General features: G+C 68.0%; 20 protein-coding genes. 6 read left to right on the forward strand and 14 right to left on the reverse strand.

Features of this window, described 5'->3' with window-relative positions; all coding sequences use genetic code 11:
• Positions 1–138: 138 nt before the first annotated feature.
• A complete protein-coding gene (locus M3M54_RS05465; protein ID WP_249021171.1) occupies positions 139–1,614 on the forward strand; it encodes a hypothetical protein in 1,476 nt (491 codons plus the stop codon).
• 9 nt (positions 1,615–1,623) lie between these two features.
• Here the strand turns inward: M3M54_RS05465 and M3M54_RS05470 are convergent, their stop codons facing one another.
• On the reverse strand, positions 1,624–3,141 hold the full coding sequence (locus M3M54_RS05470) for an aminotransferase class I/II-fold pyridoxal phosphate-dependent enzyme (protein ID WP_249021172.1): 1,518 nt from the start codon (positions 3,139–3,141) through the stop codon (positions 1,624–1,626).
• Positions 3,131–4,241, reverse strand: a protein-coding gene (gene prfB, locus M3M54_RS05475) for a peptide chain release factor 2 (RefSeq protein WP_371878621.1) whose coding sequence is annotated in 2 segments (ribosomal slippage) — positions 3,131–4,171 and positions 4,173–4,241 — 1,110 coding nt in all. Because the reading frame shifts where the segments join, the coding sequence is not laid out codon by codon here. The genes M3M54_RS05470 and prfB overlap by 11 nt, the downstream gene beginning before the upstream one ends.
• A gap of 94 nt (positions 4,242–4,335) precedes the next feature.
• Between prfB and M3M54_RS05480 the strand changes: the two genes are divergently transcribed.
• Positions 4,336–4,731, forward strand: a complete 396-nt coding sequence (locus tag M3M54_RS05480; protein ID WP_249021174.1) for a TIGR03618 family F420-dependent PPOX class oxidoreductase — start codon at positions 4,336–4,338, stop codon at positions 4,729–4,731.
• A 181-nt stretch (positions 4,732–4,912) separates the two neighbouring features.
• On the opposite strand, the gene M3M54_RS05485 is transcribed toward M3M54_RS05480, so the two are convergent.
• Entirely contained in the window at positions 4,913–6,160 is a 1,248-nt protein-coding gene (locus M3M54_RS05485) for a phosphodiester glycosidase family protein (RefSeq protein ID WP_249021175.1), read from the reverse strand.
• Positions 6,161–6,313: 153 nt separating this feature from the next.
• Between M3M54_RS05485 and M3M54_RS05490 the strand changes: the two genes are divergently transcribed.
• The 4 genes from M3M54_RS05490 to M3M54_RS05505 are packed head-to-tail and all read left to right on the forward strand — an operon-like array spanning position 6,314 to position 9,854.
• A complete protein-coding gene (locus M3M54_RS05490) occupies positions 6,314–6,490 on the forward strand; it encodes a hypothetical protein (protein WP_249021176.1) in 177 nt (58 codons plus the stop codon).
• Entirely contained in the window at positions 6,487–7,791 is a 1,305-nt protein-coding gene (locus M3M54_RS05495; RefSeq protein ID WP_249021177.1) for a UbiA family prenyltransferase, read from the forward strand. Before M3M54_RS05490 ends, M3M54_RS05495 begins: the two co-directional genes overlap by 4 nt.
• Before the next feature lie 3 nt (positions 7,792–7,794).
• Positions 7,795–9,114 (forward strand): FAD-binding oxidoreductase, encoded by a 1,320-nt coding sequence (locus M3M54_RS05500; protein WP_249021178.1) that lies wholly within the window; start codon positions 7,795–7,797, stop codon positions 9,112–9,114.
• Complete coding sequence (locus M3M54_RS05505; RefSeq protein ID WP_249021179.1) at positions 9,111–9,854, forward strand: SDR family NAD(P)-dependent oxidoreductase; 744 nt, start codon at positions 9,111–9,113, stop codon at positions 9,852–9,854. The genes M3M54_RS05500 and M3M54_RS05505 overlap by 4 nt, the downstream gene beginning before the upstream one ends.
• A gap of 54 nt (positions 9,855–9,908) precedes the next feature.
• On the opposite strand, the gene secA is transcribed toward M3M54_RS05505, so the two are convergent.
• The 11 genes from secA to atpH all read right to left on the reverse strand — a co-directional run bounded on the left by secA (position 9,909) and on the right by atpH (position 23,585).
• Positions 9,909–12,806, reverse strand: a complete 2,898-nt coding sequence (gene secA, locus M3M54_RS05510; protein ID WP_249021180.1) for a preprotein translocase subunit SecA — start codon at positions 12,804–12,806, stop codon at positions 9,909–9,911.
• 125 nt (positions 12,807–12,931) lie between these two features.
• A complete protein-coding gene (gene hpf, locus M3M54_RS05515; RefSeq protein WP_249021181.1) occupies positions 12,932–13,306 on the reverse strand; it encodes a ribosome hibernation-promoting factor, HPF/YfiA family in 375 nt (124 codons plus the stop codon).
• 97 nt (positions 13,307–13,403) lie between these two features.
• Entirely contained in the window at positions 13,404–14,462 is a 1,059-nt protein-coding gene (locus M3M54_RS05520; RefSeq protein ID WP_249021182.1) for a bifunctional phosphoglucose/phosphomannose isomerase, read from the reverse strand.
• Positions 14,459–15,565, reverse strand: a complete 1,107-nt coding sequence (locus M3M54_RS05525; RefSeq protein WP_249021183.1) for a sugar phosphate nucleotidyltransferase — start codon at positions 15,563–15,565, stop codon at positions 14,459–14,461. Before M3M54_RS05525 ends, M3M54_RS05520 begins: the two co-directional genes overlap by 4 nt.
• Before the next feature lie 36 nt (positions 15,566–15,601).
• A complete protein-coding gene (locus M3M54_RS05530) occupies positions 15,602–16,891 on the reverse strand; it encodes a UDP-glucose/GDP-mannose dehydrogenase family protein (RefSeq protein ID WP_249021184.1) in 1,290 nt (429 codons plus the stop codon).
• Positions 16,892–16,930: 39 nt separating this feature from the next.
• The gene (locus M3M54_RS05535; protein WP_249021185.1) at positions 16,931–18,556 is read right to left on the reverse strand and encodes an LCP family protein; all 1,626 of its coding nucleotides are present in this window, start codon (positions 18,554–18,556) and stop codon (positions 16,931–16,933) included.
• Between the two features lie 20 nt (positions 18,557–18,576).
• Positions 18,577–19,002, reverse strand: coding sequence for an ATP synthase F1 subunit epsilon (gene atpC, locus M3M54_RS05540; protein WP_249021186.1), 426 nt, complete (start codon positions 19,000–19,002; stop codon positions 18,577–18,579).
• A gap of 8 nt (positions 19,003–19,010) precedes the next feature.
• Positions 19,011–20,462, reverse strand: coding sequence for a F0F1 ATP synthase subunit beta (gene atpD, locus M3M54_RS05545; RefSeq protein ID WP_249021187.1), 1,452 nt, complete (start codon positions 20,460–20,462; stop codon positions 19,011–19,013).
• Positions 20,463–20,527: 65 nt separating this feature from the next.
• Positions 20,528–21,451 carry an ATP synthase F1 subunit gamma gene (gene atpG, locus M3M54_RS05550; protein WP_249021188.1) on the reverse strand — a complete coding sequence of 308 codons (924 nt, stop codon included), beginning with the start codon at positions 21,449–21,451 and terminating at the stop codon, positions 20,528–20,530.
• A 32-nt stretch (positions 21,452–21,483) separates the two neighbouring features.
• On the reverse strand, positions 21,484–23,037 hold the full coding sequence (gene atpA, locus M3M54_RS05555) for a F0F1 ATP synthase subunit alpha (RefSeq protein ID WP_249021189.1): 1,554 nt from the start codon (positions 23,035–23,037) through the stop codon (positions 21,484–21,486).
• Between the two features lie 17 nt (positions 23,038–23,054).
• Complete coding sequence (atpH, locus tag M3M54_RS05560) at positions 23,055–23,585, reverse strand: ATP synthase F1 subunit delta (protein ID WP_249021190.1); 531 nt, start codon at positions 23,583–23,585, stop codon at positions 23,055–23,057.
• Positions 23,586–23,622: the final 37 nt, after the last annotated feature.

The following is a 23,622-nucleotide window of genomic DNA, read 5'->3' on the forward strand; positions in this document are numbered from 1 at the left end:
CCGCATCATCCTTGTTCTCAGAGAGATTGACAGCCAGCGGTCGACCGGCAGCGCAGGACAACGCGATCTCAACCTTTGATTCACCACACGCACAGAAAATCCCGCCACGAGAGCTGCAACCCGGCAAGGCAGACGAGGTTGCGCCTTGCCACGATCGGCGCGACACTGCTACTCGCCTGCCTGACCGCAACCTCCGCCGGCGCCCGTGAGCGGCGCCTCGCGGCGCCGACCTCCCACGTCAGCGTCAGCGGTGCTGTGCTCCTGCCGGTGCCCCAGTCGTTCATGGGCCTGTCAATGAACGTCGAGGAGATGGAGGACTTCACCTACCAGCCGGCGTTCACGCAGTTCATCAAACTGATCGAGCCAAACGGCGACGGACCCTTCATGCTGCGCCTCGGCGGCACGTTCGCGGACTCGGCCTACTGGAATGGCGAGACCTCGCAGATCCTGCCCCAGTACCTGGCCCCGGTCGGTGAGCAGGTGAACCTCGGCTACCCGTGGCTTCGGTCCCTCGCGAGCACCGCCGCAGCAACCGGCAGCGATGTGATCATCAACGTCAACGCCGCCGACCACGACCCGCAGATGGCGCTCAACTTCATCGAGGCGGCCGAGCGCGTGCTGCCGCCGGGAACGCTCAGCGCGGTTGCGATCGGCAACGAGCCGAACCTTTATCCACTCGGCCTCGACGGCATCACCGCGACCAACGCGACCTGGGTCAAGCGCTTCAGCCCCAGCCGCTACGACACGCTGTTCGCGCTCTACGCGAACCTCCTGCACCGGCACCTGCCGTCACTGACGCTGGCCGGACCAGAGCTTTCTAACCCGACCGCACCCTGGCTCTCATCGCTGCTCTCCCAGGATGCCGGCCAGGTCGGGCTGGCCACCGAGCACTACTACGCCTACAACGCCTGCGTCCAGGCCGGGTCGGCGGACTACCCCGGGCTCCGCAAGTACTTCCAGGCCACGAACATCGCCCGCGCCACGGCGGCGTTGGCTCCGGCGATCCAAGCGGCCCACAGCGCCGGCGTTCCCTACCGCCTGACCGAGCTGGGAAGCTCCACCTGCGAGGGCCTACCCGCCGTCACCGACACGTTCGCCACGACCCTCTGGGGCCTTGACCAGATCTACGAGCTGCTCGCGGCGGGCGTCAACGGCATCAACTTCCACCTGCGCGCAGCCGAGCCGAACTCGGCGATCGAGACGGCGGCCGGCAGCGGCCTGGTCGCCGAGCCGCTGCTCTACGGGATCGCCGCCTTCTCAAGCACCCTCGGCCCGGACGCGACGCTTGAGCAGGTCAGCGGCGTGCTGCCGGCCAACGTCAAAGTCTGGGCCGTGCACTCCACAAGCGGTTACAGCCTGGCGCTGATCAACGACACGACCGAGCGCGAGCGGGTCGACGTTACGCTGCCCACAGACACACCACTCGACGTCAGGGCGCTGATCGCGCCGACACCCTGGTCGCAGTCGGCCAGCTTCGGCGGACAGACGATCTCGAGCTCAGGAACCTGGCAGGGCACCGCACGCGTGCAGACGGTCACGCCGGTCACCGGCAGCTACTGGTTCACGATCCCGCCCGACAGCGCCCTGGTGGCCACGCCCGCCAGTCAGCCCTGAGCCCCGGCCCTACGCCAGCACGCGCAGCGTGCGGAAGCTCGGGTCCGCGGCGCCGTGCAACCGGGCCCCCGCGGCGACGAGCGCGCGCAGATAGTCGACCACCTCCGCGGTGACCAGCTCGCCGGGCAAAAGCGTCGGCACGCCGGGCGGGTAGCCGGCGATCGACTCCGTGGAGATCCGGCCCACCGCGGCCTGCACCGGCACCGCCTCGCTGGCGCCGAGGAACGCCGCCCGCGGCGCGATCGCCGGCTCCGAGCCGGGTGAGGTCGGTGGCTCGGAGAGAACGCTGTGCCCGGCTGGCGGTCCAGCGAGACCGGCAGCCGGGGCGATGCGCTTGAGGCTCTCGGCCAGGTCGTGCGCGACGCGGTCCAGCGGCTCGACCGGCTGACCGATCCCGAGCACCAGCACGACCGTGGCGTGCGTGGCCAGCTCCAGGTGAATGTCGTAGGAGGCGCGCAGCGCGGCGGCCACCTGATAGCCGAGCAGCCCGGTGCCGCGCACGTCGATCACGATCCGCAACGGGTCCCAGCCCGCGATTCCGGGGCGCCCGACCAGCTGCTCGCCGACGATCGCGCAGCCCGGAATCCGCTCGATCGCCTCGCGCGCCCGGGCGGCGGCGCGGATCGTGCGGTCGAGCAGCAGCTCGCCATGCACGGCCAGCTGTCGCCTGGCGGCGTCGAGCGAGGCCATCAGCAGGGCGCTCGGGCTGGTTGAGCGGACCAGGCGCACCGCCCGAGAGATGGCGCCGATGTCGACCCGCTCTGTGTGCCCCACAAGCAGCATCGCCGACTGCGTCAGGCTGCCGACGATCTTGTGTGTGGAGGCGAGCATCACGTCGGCGCCAAGCTCAAGCGGCGAGGCCGGCAGCGACGCGTGAAAGCCGAAGTGCGCGCCCCAGGCGCTGTCGACGACAAGCGGCACGCCAGCGCGGTGGGCGACCTCCGCGCAGCCGGCGATGTCAGCGGCCATGCCGTAGTAGGTGGGCGAGACGATGAAGGCGGCCGTGCAGGGCTCGCCCTGCGCGAGCGCCTGCTCGAGCGCCTGCGGCGTGACCCCATGCGCCATCCCCAGCTCGGGGTCGTACTCGGGCGCCACGAAGCGCGGGAGGCCGCCGGCCAGCACCAGCCCGTCGATCACGCTGGCGTGCGAGTTGCGCTGCACCAGCACGTGGCGGCCATCACCGGCCAGGGCCAGGCACAGAGCGTGGTTGCCCTGGCTGGCGCCGTTGGTCAAAAACCAGCAGCGGCTTGCCCCGTAGGCGTCTGCGGCCAGCCGCTCGGCGCGCTCATAGGGCGTGGGCGACGGCCCGATGTCGATCCCGTCGATGTCCTGGGGAACATCGAGCAGCAGCGCCGCGTGGCCGAGCGCGCTGCGCAGGCCCGGGTCGGCGCCGCCACCGCCCTTATGGCCGGGCACATGAAAACGGGTCGATCCTCGCAGACCGTAGGCCGCAACGGCCTCAAGGTAAGGTGCCGTCGGCTGCTCGGAGTGACTGGGGGTGCTCGCGGCGTTGCGCTCAGCTGTCATTGGCGGCGCGCAGCAGGTAGGCGCGGACGAAGCCGTCGAGGTCACCGTCCAGCACGCGGTTGACATCGCCCATCTCGTGGTTGGTGCGGTGATCCTTGACCAGGGTGTAGGGGTGCAGAACATAGGAGCGGATCTGCGAGCCGAAGTTGACATCCTGTGCCGCGCCCTTCTCCCGCGCGATCTCCTCCTGGCGCTCGCGCTCGGCGCGCTCGGCCAGCTTGGAGCGCAGCATGGCCATCGCCTCCGCGCGATTGGATGACTGCGAGCGCTCGTTTTGGCACTGCACGACGATCCCCGTTGGACGGTGCGTGATGCGGACCGCCGAGTCGGTCTTGTTGACGTGCTGACCGCCGGCGCCGCTGGCGCGGTAGGTGTCCACCTGCAGATCGTCCTCGTCGATCTCGATCTCCCCCACGTCGTCCACCACCGGTGAGACCTCAACCCCGGCGAAGCTGGTCTGGCGACGGCTGGCGGAGTCAAACGGGCTGATCCGCACCAGCCTGTGGACGCCCTTTTCGCTGGCGTAGAGCCCGTAGGCGTTCTCGCCCCTGACCAGGAACGTGGCCGACTTGATGCCCGCCTCCTCGCCCGGCGAGGCCTCGAGCAGCTCCACCTGGAACCCGCGTTTCTCAGCCCAGCGCATCTCCATGCGCAACACCATCTCGGCCCAGTCCTGCGCGTCAGTGCCGCCGGCACCGGCGTTGACGGTGACGAACGCGTCCCCGGCGTCGTAGCGTCCCGAGAACAGGCGCTGCTCCTCGAGCGCGGCGAGCCGATCCTCGACCGAGGCGACCTGGTCGGCCAGCTCGTCGGCCAGCGTGGGATCCTCGTCCGCCATCTCGGCGAGCGTCGTGAGGTCCTCCACGTCACGTTCGAGCGTCCGGAAGCTGTCAAGCCGACGGGCCGTCCGTGCGTGCTCAGCGCTGACCTTGGCGGCATGCTCCTGGTTGTCCCAGAAGCCCGTCTGGCTCATCTCCGCCTCGAGCGCGGCAACGCGCTCGCTCAGTGACGCGGGGTCAAAGATAGCCCGTGAGCAGCTCGAGCTGCTCACGGACGGCACTCAGACGCTGGGGGAGCGAATCTGCGGCGGTGTTGGGCATGCGAGCGCAACCGTAGCAGCCGGCCTGCAGGGCCGAGCAGTCGCCGTGCGCGCCGCGCCGGCAACACGCACCGCGGGGTCCTAGAGTCATGACAATGACCGATATCAACGATGAGGGCGTGCGTGAGTTGCTGGCGGCGCCCAACCACGCCGTTGTGAGCACAGTCAACCCCGATGGTTCGATTCTCTCGACCGTCGTGTGGGTGGACTTCGTCGAAGGTGTGCTGGCCGTCAACAGCGCCGTCGGCCGGCAGTGGCCCACCAACCTGGACCGCGACCCACGCATCACGCTGCTTGTGATCGACCGGCAGGACCCGTATCACTTCGCAGAGGTCCGGGGGCTTGCCAAGGGCACCGATGAGGGCGCGCTCGAGCACATCCACGCGCTCGCGCACAAGTACATCGGCCGCGACTATCCGTATCTGTCAGACGGCGAGCGGCGGCGCAAATACGTGATCGAGCCCCAGCGCGTGCGCTACGTCAAGCAGTAGGCCGGCGGCGCCAGGTTCGCCGCGCTCGGCAAGCTCGTCGGCGGGAAGCTCCGGCAGGTCGAACAGCAGCCCGCGCACGTCAGACCGTGTGCGGGCCGCATCGGCCGCCATCACGCCCGTGAGCTACGAGGGACCCCCCCCCCCCCCCCCCCCCCCCGAACCCGCAACCCCCTGTCGCTCGTCAGCCGGCGGTCCGGGAGCTGCTCCGGCGCTTGGGCGGCGCCAGGTCCGACGGCTTCAGGTAGACGGCGTAGAAGTCACGGTTGTCGGGCACCAGGTAGCGCTGCGGCGACTGCCACATCCCCGGCAGCAGGTTCGCCGGCCCGGCCGCGTTCGGCCCGGTGTAGGTGATGAAGCTCGGCCACTCGGCGTTGATGTCAAGCTGCATCGCCCGCACCGCGCCCGCGTGGATCATGATCTGGGCCAGCGAGGCGACGGTCTGATAGTCCCCGGCCGCGTAGATGAGATCACCATTGCGGGTGATGCCTGCGGCGGAGCGCCAAACCATGATCGCGTTGCCGACCGTGGCGCCCCACTGCGGCCCGTCGCTCAGGTTCGGGTTCGGGCGCCCGTTGTTGACGATCAGCGGCAGGTTCTGACGGGCGTAGACCACGTTGTGGCCGGCAACCGCCCCGCTCTTCCAGTCGATGATGTTGACCGTGCCGTTGCGATAGCCGACGAACGCCGACAGGCCGTTCTTCATCGGCGCATAGGTATGACCACCCACGACCACACCACCGCCGGAGTCGACCAGCTTAAAGCCGCTGTTGAACGTCGCCAGAAGCTTGTACCGCAAGGAGGTCGGGACCATCTCCGGGCCGCGCGAAGGGAGGTTGACGCTCGGCTCCTGGACGCCGGGGTAGTACTGGATCTTGGTCTCGTGCGTGTTGATCCACGCGACGCCTGCGACGATCTGCGGGTAGGCGGGGTTGCTGCGGTAGCTGGTGATCAGCACCGGCGGGTACTTCAGGCCACGTTCGTGAAACGGCTGGTGCCACTGGCCCTCACCTGGCAGCGCCGGCTTGATCACCGGCTTGATCGGGGCCGGGATCGCGTTGGCGGCCGCCAGCGCGTGCGCCGCCTTCGCGGCCGCGCTGGACTTCTCAGCGAGTGTGGTTCCGGCCTGATGCGGCAGCGCCTTGATCTTGCCGCCCTTGGCGGGGGCCGTGAGCGTGTAATACCAGTCCTCGACCTGCATGACGAGCCCGCGCGCGCCGTTGGCTCGCAGCCACTCGACAGCCCGCACCGAGAGCGGGACGTTGCCCCCCTGCAGGAACACGGAGGCGAACAGGCTGATGAAGGCGACCAGCAGCGACAGTGTCGCCGTGAGGCGCACCACGCGTCCGGCACGGGGACGACGGCTCACGGCGCGCCGGGTCATCACCCGGCCGCCGCGCGAAACGGTCACGCGATCATCGAACTGGAACATCGGTCCCGCAGTCTCCCTTTGGACGGCGTGGTGTAGATTAAAGGCCAGATTAGAAGCTTCTCAGCCGACGGGACCCGGCCAGCAATGCATACTCAGGTCGATGCTCACTGTCGGTGGCGCTGCCGGCGACTCGTGCGAATTTGACCTTTGAGGATGATCGAGCTGAACCGCAATGCGATTGAGATTGCCCTCTCGGTCACAATCGCTCTTCTGGTGCTGATCATCTCGCCCGGGCTGGCCGTAACGGGAGCCTTGGCGATCGTGGTCTTGGCTGTGGGCGCCGTGAAGCTGCGCCGGGACCGTGCAGCCCGCGCGAGGCGACGGCGTTGAGTGGCCCCGTCGGCACGGCGCAGACGGGTGATGCGGCTGTGAGTCGCACGCTGTTGGTTGACCTCGACCGCGGCCTGCTCAAGACCAACCTCACGCATGAGGCGCTGAGCGCCCTGATGCTCTCGCGCCCGCGCGCCGCACTGTGGGCACTCGCACGGCATGGCCGTTCCCCGGCCGCCACGGCGGCGGCGGTCGCCGCGCACGTGGAGATCGACGTGAGCACCCTGCCCTACGACCAGCAGACGCTCGCACATGTGCGAGCGGAGCGGGAGCGCGGCGCGTTCATCCTGCTTCAGGCGCGCCGCACGACACCGTGGGCGGCAGCCGTTGCGGCACACCTGGGCTGCTTCGACGGGATCGTCTCACAGGAGCGCCGCAGCGCGGATGCGCAGCTGGCGCAGAGCCGACGCCGGCGTCTGAACCCAGCCGCGATGGTGCGTGAGCTGCGCCCACACCAGTGGCTTAAGAACCTGCTCGTGCTCGTCGCGCTGTTCACCGCCCAAAAGCTCGAGCACCCGACGCTGGTGCTGCACGCGCTTGAGATGCTGGTCGCCTTCTGCCTGGTGTCCTCGAGCGTCTATGTGCTCAACGACCTCGCCGACCTGCCCGCCGACCGCGGGCACGCGACAAAGCATCTGCGTCCGCTTGCCTCCGGACAACTGAGCACGCTCAGCGCCTGGGTCCTGTGGCCGCTGCTGGCGGCGGCAGGTGGCGCGCTCGCGGCTCTGACACTGCCGCTCAGTGCCTGCCTGTGGCTGCTCTCCTACTACGCCGGAACGCTCTTTTACACCTTCGGCGCCAAACGCCAGCCGATCCTGGACGTGATCGTCCTGGCGGGGCTGTACACGGTTCGGATCATCGCTGGCGCCGCCGCGATCGACGTACCGGTCTCGATCTGGCTGTTGACGTTCTCGATGTCGATATTCACCAGCCTCGCGCTGGTCAAGCGCGTCAGCGAGCTGACGCGTGCGGTCGAGACGGGCGGGCCCCTGCGGGGCCGCGGTTACGAGGTGCGCGACCTGACCACCCTCAAGTCACTCGGCGTGACGGCCTCTTACGCCGCCGTCGTGGTGCTTGCGCTGTACGTGCATGATCCGGCGACATCCAGGCTCTACGACACGCCCAGCATCCTCTGGGCGGTCGTGCCAGTCCTGTTGTACTGGTCCTCACGCCTCTGGCTGCTGGCTGATCGCGGCGAGATCGACGAGGACCCGCTGCTGTTTGCGACCCGCGACCGCATCAGCTATGTGGTCGTGTTGATCACCGTGGCCGCGTTCGTGGCCGCCAAGTTCTTCGGTTGAGCGTTGAGCCCGCGTAGCGTCGCTCTCAGCGGCTGGGGCCGCTGGCCGCAGGTCGAGGCCGAGCTCACCGAGGCAACGACCCTTGACGGGATCCGCGGCCTTGTCGGGCTGGGTGCGGTCAGCGTGCGCGGAGCCGGGCGCAGCTATGGCGACAGCTCGCTTGGTACGCGCGTGCTCGACATGGCCCACCACACGCGCATGCGCAGCTTCGATCGTGACTCCGGTGTGGCCGTGGTCGACGCCGGGGCGACGATCGAGGATCTGCTGCGCGTGTTCGCGCCGCGTGGCTGGCTGCCGGCCGTCACGCCCGGAACACGGTTTGTGACAGTCGGCGGCGCGCTGGCCTCGGACGTGCACGGTAAGAACCACCATGCGGCCGGCTCCTTCTCAGACCACGTGCTGTGGTTTGAGCTTTTGCTGGGCGACGGTGAGGTCGTCCGCGTTAGTCGCGAGTCCCTTCCGGAGCTGTTCCATGCCACCGCGGGTGGCATGGGGCTCACAGGCGTAATCCTGTCGGTGGCGCTCCAGCTGATCCCGGTCCGGTCCGGTCGCATCCTGCAGCGGTCGCTCAAGCTCCCAGGTATCGACGCAACCGTGGCCGCGATCGAGACAAACGCAAACTGGACCTACTCCGCCGCCTGGATCGACTGCCAGGCCCGCGGCCGGTCGCTCGGGCGCTCGCTGCTGTTGCTCGGCGAACACGACACCGATGGCGGCCACGATCCCGCTGTCAACGTCAGGCGCCCCGTGGCGATACCGTTTGTACCCCCGTCCGGAACCCTCGCCCGGCCGGTGGTGAGCGCCTTCAACACGCTCTACCACGGCCGACAGCGCGCCGTCGAGCGGACCGCTCTGGTGTCCTACACAAGCTTCTTCCATCCGCTTGACGCGATCGCCAACTGGAACCTGCTCTACGGCAAGCGCGGGTTTTTGCAGTACCAGTTCGTGACACCTGCGCAGGCCGGGGCCGATCCGCTGAGACGGGCGCTTGCGCTGATCTCGCAGGCACCGGTGCCGGCACCGCTGGCTGTGCTCAAGGCGTTCGGGGAAGCCAACTCAAACCTCCTCTCGTTTCCCCTGCGTGGCTACACGCTCGCCGTCGACATGCCCGCAACCGCCGCCGCCCTTGAACTCTGTGAGCGGCTTGACCGCCTGGTGCTCGATTGCGGCGGACGTATCTACCTGAGCAAGGACGCCCGCATGAGCCCCGAGACGTTCCGTGCCTGCTACCCCCGCTGGCAGGAGTTCGAGGAGATCAGGGCCCGCCACGGCGCCACCGGCAAGTTCTCGACGCTGCAGTCGACCAGGCTCGGGCTGACATGAGACAGATAACGGTGATCGGCGCGAGCTCGGCGATCGCGGAGGCTTGCATGCGTCGCTGGTGTACGGAGGAGCCGACACACTTCGTGCTCGTCGGCCGCCGCGAGGACACGCTTCGCGCGATCTCCGAGGACCTCGTGACCAGGGGCTGTGACGGTACCGAAGCGAGCATCCACGTCGGTGCCTTTCGAGACAGCGAGGAGGTCGCTGCGACGGTCGCCGGGGCGCTGGAGCACGGTCGCCCCGACATCGCGCTGGTGGCCTTCGGTTCGCTGCCTGAGCAGGCTGTGGTGAGCGCCACCGCCAGTGCGCTCACCGAGGCGCTGGAGGTCAACGGCGTCTGGCCGGCGCTATGCGCGCAGCTGCTCTTCAACGCGCTGCGCGAGGAAGGCGCTGGCCGGATCGTGCTGCTCGGCTCGGTCGCCGGGGATCGCGGCCGGCGATCCAACTACGCCTACGGCGCGGCGAAATCACTGCTTGCCACGTTCGCGGCCGGGCTCGCTCACGCCGCGGTCGGCACCGGCGTCAGCGTCTCGTTGGTCAAACCCGGCCCGACGGACACGCCGATGACACGTGGGGCAGGCACACGCGGCCGGCTCGCCGCCCCCGACGATGTTGCGCGCACGATCGTGGCGGGTGTGGCCCGCAAGCAGCCGGTGATCTACGCGCCACCGCGCTGGCGGGTGATCATGGCGATCATCCGGGCGCTTCCGGGGCCGCTCTTTGACCGGCTCGACATCTGAAGCAGTCGCGCGACCGGCACAGAAGGCTGATGCGCGCGTTGCCCGAGCGGTGGCTCAGGCGCCGTGGCAGCGCTTGTACTTCTTGCCCGATCCGCACCAGCAGGGATCGTTGCGGCCCGGCTCGTTTGCGTCGGCATGGCGCTGGGCGACCACCGGTGCAGCGGCCACCGGCGCCGGCAGGACGCCGGGCACGGCCGACTCCGCCACCGCTCCGGCGCCCGTGGCAGCGGCCGCCAGCGCCTGCGCACCCATCGGCACGCCGCCGCCGTTGTAGCGCACGCTGCCACCTGCCGTTGAGGTGCTTGACGAGGAGCTGGGCGCGCTTGGCTTGAGCGGCGATGGCATCTGCTCAGGCGTCGGCATGTCCTGGATGGTCACCTCGACGTGGTACAGGTTGCGCGCGAAGTCGTACCAGATCGTCTTCATCAGGTCTTCAAACAGCGTGAAGGCCTCGTTCTTGTAGGCGACCAGCGGATCGAGCTGGGCCAGTCCACGCAGGCCGATCCCCTCGCGCAGATACTCAAGGTCGTGCAGGTGCTCGCGCCAGCGCTGGTCGATGATGTCAAGCAGCAGATAGCGTTCGAGCTCGCGCATCAGCACCGCGTCGCCAAGCATGCCGAGCTCCTGTTCGCGGCGGTCGTAGAGCTCGAGCGCCTCCTCCTGCAGCCGCGCGACCAGGTCGTCGCGGTCGACTCGGTCCGGGTCGAGCGAGAGCAGCTCGTCGCTGGGCTGGAAGATCTCGGCCACGCGCTTCAGCAACCCGGGCACATCCCAGTCCTCGATGTAATCGCTGGCGGTGTATTCGCCCACCAGACGCTCGAGCAGGCTGGCGATCTCCTGGCGAGCGATCTCACCCATGTCGCGTCCCTCGAGGATGCCGTCACGGTAGGCGTAGATCACCTCGCGCTGCTGGTTGAGGACGTCGTCGTACTCAAGCGTGGTCTTGCGCATCAGGAAGTACTGCTCTTCCACCTTCTTCTGCGCCTTCTCGATCTGCTTGGAGAGCATGCCCGCCTCGATCGGCTCTTCATTGCCCTCCTCGTCGTAGGAGCCGAGACGGTCGAGGATCCGGTAGATGCGGTCACCGGCGAAGAGGCGGACGAGGTCGTCCTCAGCGGACAGATAGAAGCGCGTCTCGCCGGGATCTCCCTGGCGCCCTGAACGGCCTCGCAGCTGGTTGTCGATCCGGCGCGACTCGTGCCGCTCGGTGCCGAGGATGAAAAGCCCGCCGGCGGCCATCACCTCTTCGCGCGCGGCCCCGACGCGGCGCTCGAGCGTCGGCAACACGGTCTGGCGGTGTTCCTCGTAATCGGGCGCATCGGGCTCGAGCCCGAGCTTGCGCAGCTCCAGTTCGGCGAGATGCTCAGGATTGCCGCCGAGCTTGATGTCCACGCCACGGCCAGCCATGTTGGTGGCGATCGTCACGGCGCCTGGAGCGCCGGCTTCGGCGACGATCTCACCCTCGCGCTCGGCGTATTCGGGCTTGGCGTTGAGCACCGTGTGGGGGATGTTGCGCTGCTTGAGCCGTGCCGATAGCAGCTCCGAGACCTCGACCGAGATCGTGCCGACAAGCACCGGCTGACCCTTGCTGTGGCGCGCCTCGATCTCCTTGACCACGGCCCGCCACTTGCCCTCCTTGGTCTTGTAGACCTGATCGTTGCGGTCAGCACGAATCATCGGCGCGTTGGTCGGGATCTGAACGACCTCGAGCTTGTAGATCTTCATGAACTCGGTCGCCTCGGTCGCGGCCGTGCCCGTCATGCCGGCGAGCTTGTCGTACTTGCGAAAGTAGTTCTGCAGCGTGACCGAAGCCAGCGTGTCGCTCTCCTCCTGCACGCGCACGCCCTCCTTGGCCTCAACCGCCTGGTGCAAGCCCTCGGACCAGCGTCGGCCCTCGAGGATGCGGCCGGTGTGCTCATCGATGATTTGAACCTGGTCGTCGATCACCGCATAGTCGACGTCTCGCTTCTTCAGCGCCTGCGCCTTCAGAGCCTGATACAGGTGGTTGATCAGATGTCCGTTCTCGGCGCGGTAGAGATGGTCGATGCCCAGGAAGCGCTCGGCCTTGGCCACACCGCGCTCGGTTACAGACACGGTCTCGTACTTTTCGTCAACCTCGTAGTCGAAGTCCGGGACGTAATTCTTGCGATCCATGGGCAAGAGCCCGTCGGGCGTCTTGCCGAGCACCATCTGCGGGGCGAGCTTGGCAAACAGCCCGTACAGGTCGGCGGCCTGCTCGGGAGCGCCGGAGATGATCAGCGGCGTGCGGGCCTCATCGATGAGGATGTTGTCGACCTCGTCCACGATCGCAAAATGGTGGTAGCGGGAGCCCGTCGCGGGGGCCTCACGACCGCCGTGCTGCACCTTCTCCTCAAGCGTGCGAGCCATGTTGTCGCGCAGGTAGTCAAAGCCGAACTCGGAGTTGGTCCCGTAGGTGATGTCGGCGGCGTAGGCGCTCTGCTTCTCCTCGTAGGACTGCATCGTCTGCAGGATGCCGGTGCTGAGACCGAGCGCGTCGTAGATCGGCTTCATCCACAGCGCGTCACGGCGGGCCAGGTAGTCGTTGACGGTGACCACGTGCACGCCCCTGCCCGACAGCGCGTTCAGCACCACGGCGCTGGTGGCCGTCAGCGTCTTGCCCTCGCCGGTTCGCATCTCGGCGATGGCGCCGTCGTGCAGGACCATCCCGCCGATCAGCTGCACATCGAAGTGGCGCATGCCAAGCGTCCGCCGTGAAACCTCGCGAACCAGCGCGAAGGTCTCCGGCAGAAGCTCGCTGAGCTCTTCCCCGTTACGCGCACGCGTGCGCAACTCATCGGCCAGCTCTCGCAGCTCCGCGTCTGTCGAAGCCTCCATCTCGGGCTCGTAGGCTCCGATCTGGGCGACGCGCTGCTCGTAGCTCTTGAACTTCTTTGCTTCGCCGATGCGAAGCGCACGGTCGAGGAATGACATGTCGTTAGCGTACTAGCGCCGAGCCGGCCAGGCCGGCAGTCTCGCACAACCGTAACCTCCCGCAGGCGGCCAAACGCCGGGCGCGGCCACGCAGGCCGCCCCCGGCGTAAGCGACAGCCAGAGCTTCAGGCGCTCTCGCCCGCCGCAGTGGCGACGATGCCGGCTGGATTCGCGGCCGATGCCAGCTCGCGGTCCGCGCGCCGCCGGCGGCGCTTCTCGCGGTGGCGCTTGACCTGGACCGTGAGCTCATCACCAACGGCGTTGATCGAATGTGCAAGGTCACGGCTTGCGTGGCGAGCACGCAGCGTCACGCCCTTCAGATGGAGCGTCGCTTCAGCGACCTGAGAATCGGCGATTGACGGGTTGTTCTCGTGGAACACCTCGACCTCGAGCTCGGCAAGCTCCGACACCTGCCGCTCGATCACACGGAAGCTGCGCTGTACATGCTCGCGCAGATCCTCCGAGACGGGAACATTCCGGCCCTTGACCTGGATGCGCATGGCCGACCTCCTTTTCTTCCTCAGAAGGGAGTGCTTGTGATGATCAATACGATAGCCCACCCGCTGGCCGCCGCGCGACAGCAGGGCATGCCGGCGACTAACCGCTGCTGAGCGCGCTGCGCAGCAGCTCGGCCGCCGCGACCGGACGGGGATCGACCCCGCGCAACGTCGCCAGGTAGAGCGAGACCAGGTCCCCGAGCAAAACCAGCGAGACCAGGCGCTGCAGACGATTCTCGCCGATCGACTCGACGCGGAAGGTCGCCCCACCGCGGCTCGCGATCAGGCCACGCGTGAGCTCGATCCGCTGCCTGACCCGCGGGTGCAGGTCGGAGTCGTCCAAAAACACGGCGCTGAAGGGGCCCAGAGAGCCCGCCCCCTCCCAGCCCACGAGCTCGTTGTGGTCAAGCTCCGGCAGGGTCGCCGAAAACGCTGGGGTCTTGGCGTTCTCGTTGATCTGCGTCTTCCAACGGTAGGCGACGGGCGCCGTCAGCGATGCGCCAGCGATCTGCGGGATCGTGCCGTACAGACCGCGCGCCAGCGTCTTTGGCAGCGAATCCTCCCTGCTCGCCGGCTCCCACGCGGCGGCGAGGCGTTCGGCGTGTTCGGCCGCGACATCGACCTCAGCCCGCATACTCGCCCCGGCACCGCATAGCGCCGCAACCTCCAGCGCAACGACAAGCGAGTACCCGACCGTGGCACGTGCTTCAAAACCGCCCGGGAGCGGGATCACGGGCACGTTAGCGGCGCGGGCCTGTGCGGCCAGCCTGCCGCCCGTGGTCATCACGATCGTACGGGCACCGAGCGCCTGCGCAGCCTCATAGGCCGCAAGCGTCTCCTCCGTCTCCCCCGAGTAGCTGGCGCACAGGACCGTCGTGTCGGGCGTGGTCCAGGACGGCAGCGCGTAGTCGCGTGCGAGCGCGATCGGGCGCGATGCACCGTCGCCGAGCGCCGCGCGGGCCAGCGCACCCCCGGCCACGATCCCCCCCACGCCGGCGATCACAAGCCCACCGGGGGAGTCCTGCGGTTTCAGGTTTGCTGACTCCACCCGCCACAGCGCGTCGCGCAGGTGTTCGGGCAGCGCCAGGACCTCGCGGAACTGGCCGCTGACGTCGACCTCGGCGACCGCGTCCGGCGAAAGCGAGCGGACGCCGGTCAAAACCTGATCGCCCCATCCGGCAACGCCACGTCGGGGAAGATGCGCACACCCTCCGCCAGCGTGTTGTCGGCGCCGAGCCTCACGCCATCGCCGACCATGACACCGTCGTCGATGTGACAGTTGGCGCCGATCGACACACCGGCGCTGATGATCGCACCGCTGACCCGGGTGCGCTCACCGACAGTGACGCCGTCCAACAGTACGCAGCGCTCGAGGCGCGCCCCGCGCGCCACCTTCACACCGCGTCCCAGCACAACGCTGCCGCCGACGATCGCCCCGGCGGCGACCTCGCAGCCGTCACCGAGTACGACCGGGCCGACGATGCGACCCGCCACGTGCGCACCCTCGACCAGCCGCATGCCGGCCGCCGCCAGGCGCTCGCCGACAACGGTTTGGACGTTGCCCTCCATGATGTCGAAGGTCGCCCGCAGGTAGCGTTCCGGGGTGCCGATGTCCAACCAGTAGCCGCTCGCACAGTAACCGTGCAGGCCGCGGCCGACGAGCGTCGGGAACAGTTCGCGCTCGATCGAGATCACGCTGCCGGCCGGCGGCATCCCCGCCAGCACCTCGCGCTCCAGCACATAGATGCCAGCGCTGACGAGGTTGGTGTCAACCGCCTGCTCGAGGCCGGGCTTTTCGAGGAACTCGGCCACACTCGTGTCGGCCCGCAAACGCACGAGGCCGTAGGCGGTGGGATCCTCGACCGCGATCAGCCCCAGCGTCGCGCGCGCGCCGGTACGTTCGTGCTGCGCGATCTGGGCGCTCAGGTCGATGTCGGTCAGGCCATCGCCATTGAGCATGAGAAAGCGCTCGTCGAGCAGGTTCTCGGCGTACTTCAGCGCACCGCCGGTGCCAAGCGGCTCGGGCTCCTCCACGTAGCGCAGGCGCACCCCGTACTGCGAGCCGTCACCCAGCACGGCCCGCACGCCGTCGGCGAGAAAGCCGCAGGACATGATCACGTCGTCCACGCCGTGCGCGCAGAGCCACTCGAGCATGTAGCTGATGAACGGCCGCCCGACCAGGGGCACGACCAGCTTGGGCACCCGTGCGGTGAGCGGCCGCAGCCGGGTCGCCTGCCCGCCCGCCAAAATCAGCGCCTGCACCGTGAATCCTCCATTCCGCGCGCCGCCGGCCGGAGCTCAGCGGCCGACCCCTTCGTAGATGAAGCCGGCGGCCCGCACACTTTCACCGTCCAGAAAGTTGCGCCCGTCGACCAGGACATCTCCCGCTGCCCGCGCCTTGACCGCGGACCAGTCCAGCGCCGCGAACTCGGGCCACTCGGTCACGAGCACGATCGCGTCGGCACCGCTCACCGCCTCAAGCGCGGTGGACGCCAGCTCGACGCCGCCCATCAGCCCGCGCGCCTGCTCACCGGCGACCGGGTCGTAGGCCCGCACGGCTGCACCCTCGCCCTGCAGGCGTGCGGCCAGCACCAGTGAAGCGGCCTCGCGCATATCGTCGGTCTGCGCCTTGAACGCCAGGCCGAGCAACGCTATTCGTCGGCCCACGAGCGATCCCAGGTGCTTCTGCAGCTTGGCGACCACTCGGCGCTTCTGCAGCTCGTTGACCTCGATCACCGCGTTGAGCAGCTGGAAGTGATAGCCGGAGTTGCCGGCAAGCTGCTTCAGCGCCGATACGTCCTTGGGGAAGCAGGAGCCGCCGAAACCGATCCCGGCGCGCAGGAAGTGCTCGCCGATGCGGCGGTCCAAGCCCATGCCGCGTGCGACCTCCAGCACGTCGGCGCCGGTCTCCTCGCAGACGTTGGCGATCTCGTTGATGAACGAGATCTTGGTGGCCAGGAAGGCGTTGGCGGCGAGTTTGATCATCTCGGCACTGGCGATGTCCGTCCGTACCAGCGGCGCGTGCAGCGGCGCGTAGAGCGCCACCACAGCGTCCCCGGCCCAGCCGCCTGCGTCGTCGCCCACGACGACCCTATCGGGGTGGCGGATGTCATCGAGCGCAACCCCCTCCTTGAGGAACTCCGGGCAGGAGACGTACTGCATCGCCGCCTTGCCGCTGCGCTCGAGCTCGCGCCGGATCGCGCGGCCGGTGCCCACCGGGACAGTCGACTTCATCACGATCGCATGCCGGTCGGAGCTGGGCATCGCCGCGACCACGGCGTTCACCGACGAGAGGTCCGCATCGCCGGAGTAGGTCGGCGGCGTGCCCACGGCGATGAACAGCAGCCTGCAGTGCTCGAGCGCCACCTGAAGCTCTGTGCTGAAGTGCAGGCGCTCGCGGTTGGCGGCCACCGCCTCGGCCAGGCCCGGCTCGTAAATCGGCATCTCGCCGCGCTCGAGCATCGCGATCTTGTCGGCGTCGATATCGACGCACCACACGTCGTTGCCGAGCTCGGCGAAGCCGACCGCGCTAACCAGCCCGACGTAACCTGTGCCGATCACCGCGACCGGCTCGCGCAAGCTGCTCATAGGCCGCCACAGACTAGCGACTCGGCGCCTGGGCCAGCGTCAAGGCGCGCGCACGAACGACGCGGCCATGGCGATCATCTGGTCGTTGGGGATGTTGTTCTGCAGGGTGTTGGCGATCCAGTACACCGCGCGGGCGGTCTTCCATGCGACCACCGCGAGCGAACCGCCCTGCGAGTACTCGTACAGCAGCCTGCCGTTCACGGTGCGCTCGGCGGTCGGCTGGCGCAGGATCGGCGGCCCGGCCGCGTGCCCGCCACCGGGCCACGTGGTCGCCTGTACGTTGGCATATTCGCCGGTGCCGAGGTCGGTGGCGCCGCCTGAGGTGAGCACCAGCGTCATGACGTAGGAGCGGTAGCGCACGCCGCTCGGGCTCACGATCTCGTAGCGGCGCGGGTAGGAGCGGGAATATGCCGAGGCCGGCTCGTAGCCGATGTCACAGTTGCCAGCTGCAGCCAGGCAGTAGGTGAAGTCGGCGGGTATGTACCTCGGGTAGTAGACGGGCAGCCCGACCGCACCGAGGGCGGCGGCCTGCTGGCGCCCGGCAGCGATGTCGGCGACCATCCCGGACGGTGGGCGGTAGGGGCCGGGCGCCGGACCGGCGCCACGGCGCCGGCGGCCACGGGGCCGGGCGCCCGCTTGACCGGGCGGCGAGGGCGCTCCCGAGCCGGCCCGCGGCGGTCTGGTCGGCGTCATGAACTCCCGGTAGGCCTGCTGTGCCGCCGCCTGGCTGAAGGTGACGTCGTCCTCACCGTTGATCGTCGCATACCCCGTGTAGGGAAACGGGATCGACTTCAGGCGGCTGCCGTCGGCGTTGATCGCCAGGTCGAAGAGCTCGATCAGACCGTCGGTGGAGTGCAGCAGGCTGTCTGATTGCACGTCCTTGGCAAAGTCGGTGAGCAGCTGTGTGCGGTCGCTGAGCAGACGGCTGGAATTGAACCCCTGCTTGGCCCAGCGCAGGAAATCCTGCTGGCGGGCCTGCCGGACAAAGTCGGTGTCGTTGTGGCGGAAGCGCACGAACGCAAGCGCGGTGTTCGCGCCGCCAAGGTCAGCACCGGAACCGCCGCACATCCGCTGGTAGCCGGGCTGGATGTCGATGCTCGAGTAGTTGGTGGTGGGATCGGCCGGGCCGATGCTGTGGTTGTAATAGCGCTGGTCGACCTGCGCGTAGACGCAGCCGATCGCGTTGATCAGATTCGCGAAGCTCGCAAAGTCGACCAGCAGCAGGTGATTTACCTGAAGGTTCGGGATGACGTCGGCGCGCAGCGTCGCGAGCAGCAGCGACGGCCCGCCCTCCGAGTAGGCGGCGTTGATCTTCTCGACCCCGTAGCCGGGCACCTGCACGGCCAGATCGCGCGGGATCGACAGCGCGTTGATCGTGGTCGAGCGGTCGTCCACACGCACCAGCATCATCGTGTCGGTGTTGCCGGGGCTCTGGCCCTGGCCGTAGCGGTGATCGACACCGATCAAAAGCAGCGTCTGTGGCGCCCCTGGGGCCGGGAGCACCAGGTGCCTGACCCTGACCGGTTTCTGGACGTTGATGATCCTGACAGCGTCGTTGATCGCCAGGAGCCCGGCGGTGGCGGTGGCGGCCGCGGCACAGATGACGACGATAACCAGCGCCAAAAGCGCCCGCCACAGAGCCCCCAGCCGGGTGCGCGGGCTCACGCGCATCAAGCGTCCCTGGGCTAACGCGTCCCTGACGTCCGCTCGGCGACGCGCAGGAACGCCTGCGTGCGGCGCTGCTCGCCCAACGCCAGTTGGTGGCGCTCGCTGTCGGGCTCGGCACTTGCCAGCTCGCGGTCCAGCTCGCTCAGCCGTTCGCGCAGCGCACCGGCGTCGAGCTCTTCGGGTCGGTGAATCTCCGCCACCAGCAGCATCGCGTGGTTGCCTCCGACCTGCAGATACCCCTCCGACTGGGCGAAGCGCAGCGGTTCGCCCTCGCCGACGTAGAGCCGCAGCTCGGTCGGCTCGAGCATCGCCAAAAGCGGCGTGTGGTTGGCGAGAATCCCGATCTCGCCAACCGTGGTGCGGGTGGAGACCATCTCCACCTTGTCATCGAACACCGACCCTTCGGGGGTCAGGATCTCGACCTGGAAGGGTGTGTGTGCCACCGCTCCTCCTAGCTCTCGCCCTTGGCCGCCGCGACCACCTCGTCGATCGTGCCCTTCATGAAGAAGTGCCGCTCCGCGACCTCGTCGTGCTTGCCCTCGAGGATCTCCTTGAAACCACGGATCGACTCCGCGACGGGAACGAACACACCGGGGGTCCCGGTGAACTGCTCGGCGACGTGGAAGGGCTGCGAGAGGAACCGCTCGATCTTGCGGGCGCGGTTGACGGTCAGGCGATCGTCATCTGAGAGCTCGTCGATACCCAGGATCGCGATGATGTCCTGCAGCTCCTTGTAGCGCTGCAGCACCTGCTTGACCTCATTTGCGACATTGAAGTGCTCCTCGCCCAGGATCTCGGGCTTGAGGATCGTGGAGGTCGAGTCCAGCGGGTCAACGGCCGGGTAGATCCCCTTCTCAGCGATCTGGCGCGAGAGCGTGGTGGTCGCGTTGAGGTGCGCGAAGGCCGATGCCGGCGCCGGGTCGGTGAGATCGTCGGCCGGAACGTAGATCGCTTGGACCGAGGTGACCGAGCCCTTGAGCGTCGAGGTGATGCGCTCCTGCAGAGCCCCCATCTCAGAGGCGAGCGTCGGCTGGTATCCGACCTGCGAGGGCATGCGTCCGAGCAGCGCCGAAACCTCGGAGCCGGCCTGCACGAAGCGGAAGATGTTGTCGATGAACAGGAGCACGTCCTGGCCCTCCTCATCGCGGAAGTACTCCGCCATGGTCAGGCCGGAGAGCGCCACGCGCATGCGTGCGCCCGGGGGCTCGTTCATCTGCCCGAAGACGAGCATCGTCTTGTCGATGACGCCCGACTCCTTCATCTCAAGCCACAGGTCGTTGCCCTCACGCGAGCGCTCGCCCACGCCGCAGAACGCCGAAAGGCCGCCGTGTTCCTGAGCGAGGTTGTGGATCAGCTCCTGGATGATCACGGTCTTGCCGACGCCGGCGCCGCCGAACAGGCCGACCTTGCCGCCCTTCGCGTAGGGCGCGAGCAGATCAACGACCTTGATGCCGGTTTCGAACATCTCGGTGGTCGGGCTGAGGTCCACGACAGTTGGCGCCTCGCGGTGGATCGGCCAGCGCTCGACCTCTGGGTCGATCGCGGCGCCGAGGTCGATCGGTTCGCCGAGCAGGTTGAAGATCCGCCCGAGCGTCGCCCGGCCGACCGGCACTCTGATCGGCGCACCGGTGTCGAGCACCTCAAGGCCCCGGGAAAGACCGTCGGTCGTGTCCATCGCGACGGCGCGCACGCGGTCATCACCGAGGTGCTGCTGGACCTCCAGCACCAGCACCTCCTCCTGCTGGGCGGAGATGTCCACGTCCTCCTCGGCGGCCGCGGCGACCGGCCGTGTCACGGTGATCGCGTGGTTGATCTCGGGCAGCTTGCCGGGGAAGGTCGCCTCCACGACGACCCCCTGAATCGAATCGATCCGCCCTACGTTCTGTTCGGTGGTGACTGCCATTTCTCTCCAGTTTTCAGTCTGCTCAGGTGCGTTAGAAGTTGCGTGAATCCTGCCCGATGGCGCCGCTAGCCCAGGCCCTCTGCACCGGCGACGACCTCCATGATCTCCTGCGTGATCGCCGCCTGCCGCGCACGGTTCATCTCCAGCGTGAGGTCCTCGATGAGGACCGCGGCGTTTTCTGACGCGTTGCGCATCGCCGTCATCCGGGCACCGTGCTCGGAGGCGGTGGACTCCAGCAGCGCGCGGAAGATCGACACCTCCACGTAGTCTGGCACCAGTCGCCCCAGGATCTCGTCGGGGTCAGGCTCGTACTCGACCAGCGGCTTGGGGCCCGGCTTGTGCTCGCCGCTGAGCGCCTCCTCCAGCGTGTCGTGCTCGGTGCCGACACCGGCGATCACCGCCGCTTCATGCACCGGCAAAATCCGCTCTCGGCGCACGACCTGTGTGATCGGCGAGATGTAGCCGTTGTAGAAGACATCGACGCGATCAACCTCGCCGTCCACATACGCCGCCATCAGACGCTCGGCGATGCGGCGGGCGTCGACGAAGCTGGGACGATCGGAGAAGCCGGTGAAGGCTGCGGCCGGCTCGAGCCCACGAAAGCTCAGCGACGACGCCGGCCGACGGCCGGCGGCAAAGTAGAGCGTCTGGATCCCCTCGGCTTCGTGCTCACGCCCGGCCGCCACGCCAGCCCGCACGATCTGCGAGTTGAACGCGCCGGCAAGCCCGCGGTCTCCGGCGATGAGCAGCAGGGCGACCCGCTGCACCGAGTCGTGCGGGGTGAGGATGGGAAGGCTCGGCACCGCCCCGGCAGCCTCAGCCGCCTGCCTTGTGAGCCGGCGCAGCGCATGCGCGTATGGACGCAGCGCCTCGATGCGCTGCTCGGCCCGACGCAGGCGCGCCGCCGCGACCATCTCCATCGCGCGCGTGATCGTGCGGATGTTCTGGACCGAGGCTATGCGGTTGCGGACGTCTCGCTGTGAGGGCATGGCGTTGTTGTCGATCTGGGGTGGCGGGGCGCCTAGACGAGGGCGCTCTCCTCGAGCGGCTGGCCCTCTTCGTCGAGGTCGTAGCCGAAGTCGGCGGCGTACTGCTTGACCGCCGCGTCCACCTCGGCAACGGTCTGATCCGACCAGTCGCCCCCCTTCACCTTCTCGAGCAGCTCGGCGTGTGTCGCCTTGAGGGCCCCGGCCAGACCGTCGAGGAAGTGCTCGACGCGGTCGGCGTGGATGCGGTCGATGTAGCCGTTGGTCGCGGCATAGATCTGCACCACCTGGAGCTCAACCGCCAACGGCTGGCGCTCACCCTGGTTGAGCGACTTGACCAGGCGCTCGCCACGCGCCAGTGTGCGCTGCGTGTCGGCATCCAGCTCGGAGCCGAACTGGGCGAAGGCCTCGAGCTCGCGGTACTGGGAGAGGTCGAGCTTGAGCCGGCCGGCGACCTTCTTCATCGGTGCGATCTGGGCGTTGCCACCGACCCGTGACACGCTGATCCCGACGTTGATCGCCGGCCGCACGCCCGAGTTGAAGAGCTTCGGCTCGAGGAAGATCTGCCCGTCGGTGATCGAGATCACGTTCGTCGGGATGTAGGCGGAGACGTCGCCAGCCTGCGTCTCGATGATCGGCAACGAGGTCAGCGAGCCGGCGCCAAGCTCGTCGTTGAGCTTGACCGCGCGCTCGAGCAGCCTGGAGTGCAGGTAGAAGACGTCGCCCGGGTAGGCCTCACGGCCCGGCGGGCGGCGCAAGAGCAGCGACATCTCCCGGTAGGCGTAGGCGTGCTTGGTCAGGTCGTCGTAGATCGTCAGCGCGTGACGGCCGTTGTAGAGGAAGTACTCCCCCATCGCACACCCGGCGTACGGCGCCAGGAATGTGATCGGCGCCGACTCATCGGCGGCGGCCATCACGATAATCGTGTTCTCCAGCGCGCCGGCGTCCTCCAGCGCCTTGGCGAGCGCCACGACCGTCGCCTTGCGCTGGCCGATCGCGACGTAGATCGAGATCACGCCCGTGTCGCGGTTGTTGATGATCGTGTCAACGGCGATCGCGGTCTTGCCGGTCTGGCGGTCACCGATGATCAGCTCGCGCTGGCCGCGGCCGATCGGGATCATCGAATCGATCGCCTTGATCCCGGTCTGCATCGGCTCCTTCACCGGCTGGCGCTGAACGACGCCCGGCGCCTTGTGCTCGATCGGGCGCGTCTGATCGCTGTGAATGGGGCCCTTGCCGTCGAGCGGGTTGCCGAGCGGGTCGACGATCCGGCCGAGCAGCCCGTCACCGACCGGGATCTCGAGCAGGCGGCCGGTGCGACGCACGGTGTCACCCTCGGAGATCTTCTCCCAGTCGCCGAACATGACCGTGCCGACGTTGTCGGATTCAAGGTTCAGCGCCAGGGCGGTCACGCCGTGGGGGAGCTCGAGCATCTCAAACGACATGCAGTTCTCGAGGCCGTGCACGCGGGCGATGCCGTCGGCCACCGATAGCACGGTGCCGACCTCGGCCAGGTCCGCGCTGCTCGAGTCCAGCCCCTCGATGCGGCTTTTGAGGATTGAGGTGATCTCGTCTGGCTTGATCTGCATTTGTTCGTAAGGCTCCTTTAGGCCTGTGCGACTTCTCTGCGAAGCTGTTCCAGACGCGTCCGGATCGACGCGTCCATGATGAAGTTTCCGACCCGCAAAACGATCCCGCCGAGGATCTCCGGATCGACCGTGCTCGAGAGCTCGATCTCGTTACCGGTCTGCTGGCCAATCCGCCGGCCGAGGTCGGCGATGACCTCAGGATCGAGCGCCACAGCGCTAGTCACCTGCACCGGCAGCCGCTGACTGTGGGCAGCATAGAGGGCCTCGAAGGTGGTTCGGATCCGAAAGATCACGGGCATGCGGTGGCGTTCGGTGAGCGCCTCCAGAAAGTTCATGAAGGCAGGATCGGCGCCCTCAACGACCCTGTGCAGCCCGTCCTTCTTCTCCGCCACCGTGAAGTACGGCGAGAAGAAGAAGACGGCCAGCTCGCGGTTCTCGTGCAGTGCCTGAGCGAACTGCGCGAGCTGCTGCGCGAGCAGTTCGAGCGTGCCCTGATCGACACCGACCTCGAACAGCGCGCGGGCGTATACCTGTGCGATCTCTTCCATGGCTTGCGTGGTTTGCGAGCTGGGCTCGTCTCTGCCT

It is taken from the genome of Conexibacter sp. S30A1, from assembly GCF_023330665.1.
Taxonomy (GTDB): domain Bacteria; phylum Actinomycetota; class Thermoleophilia; order Solirubrobacterales; family Solirubrobacteraceae; genus Palsa-465.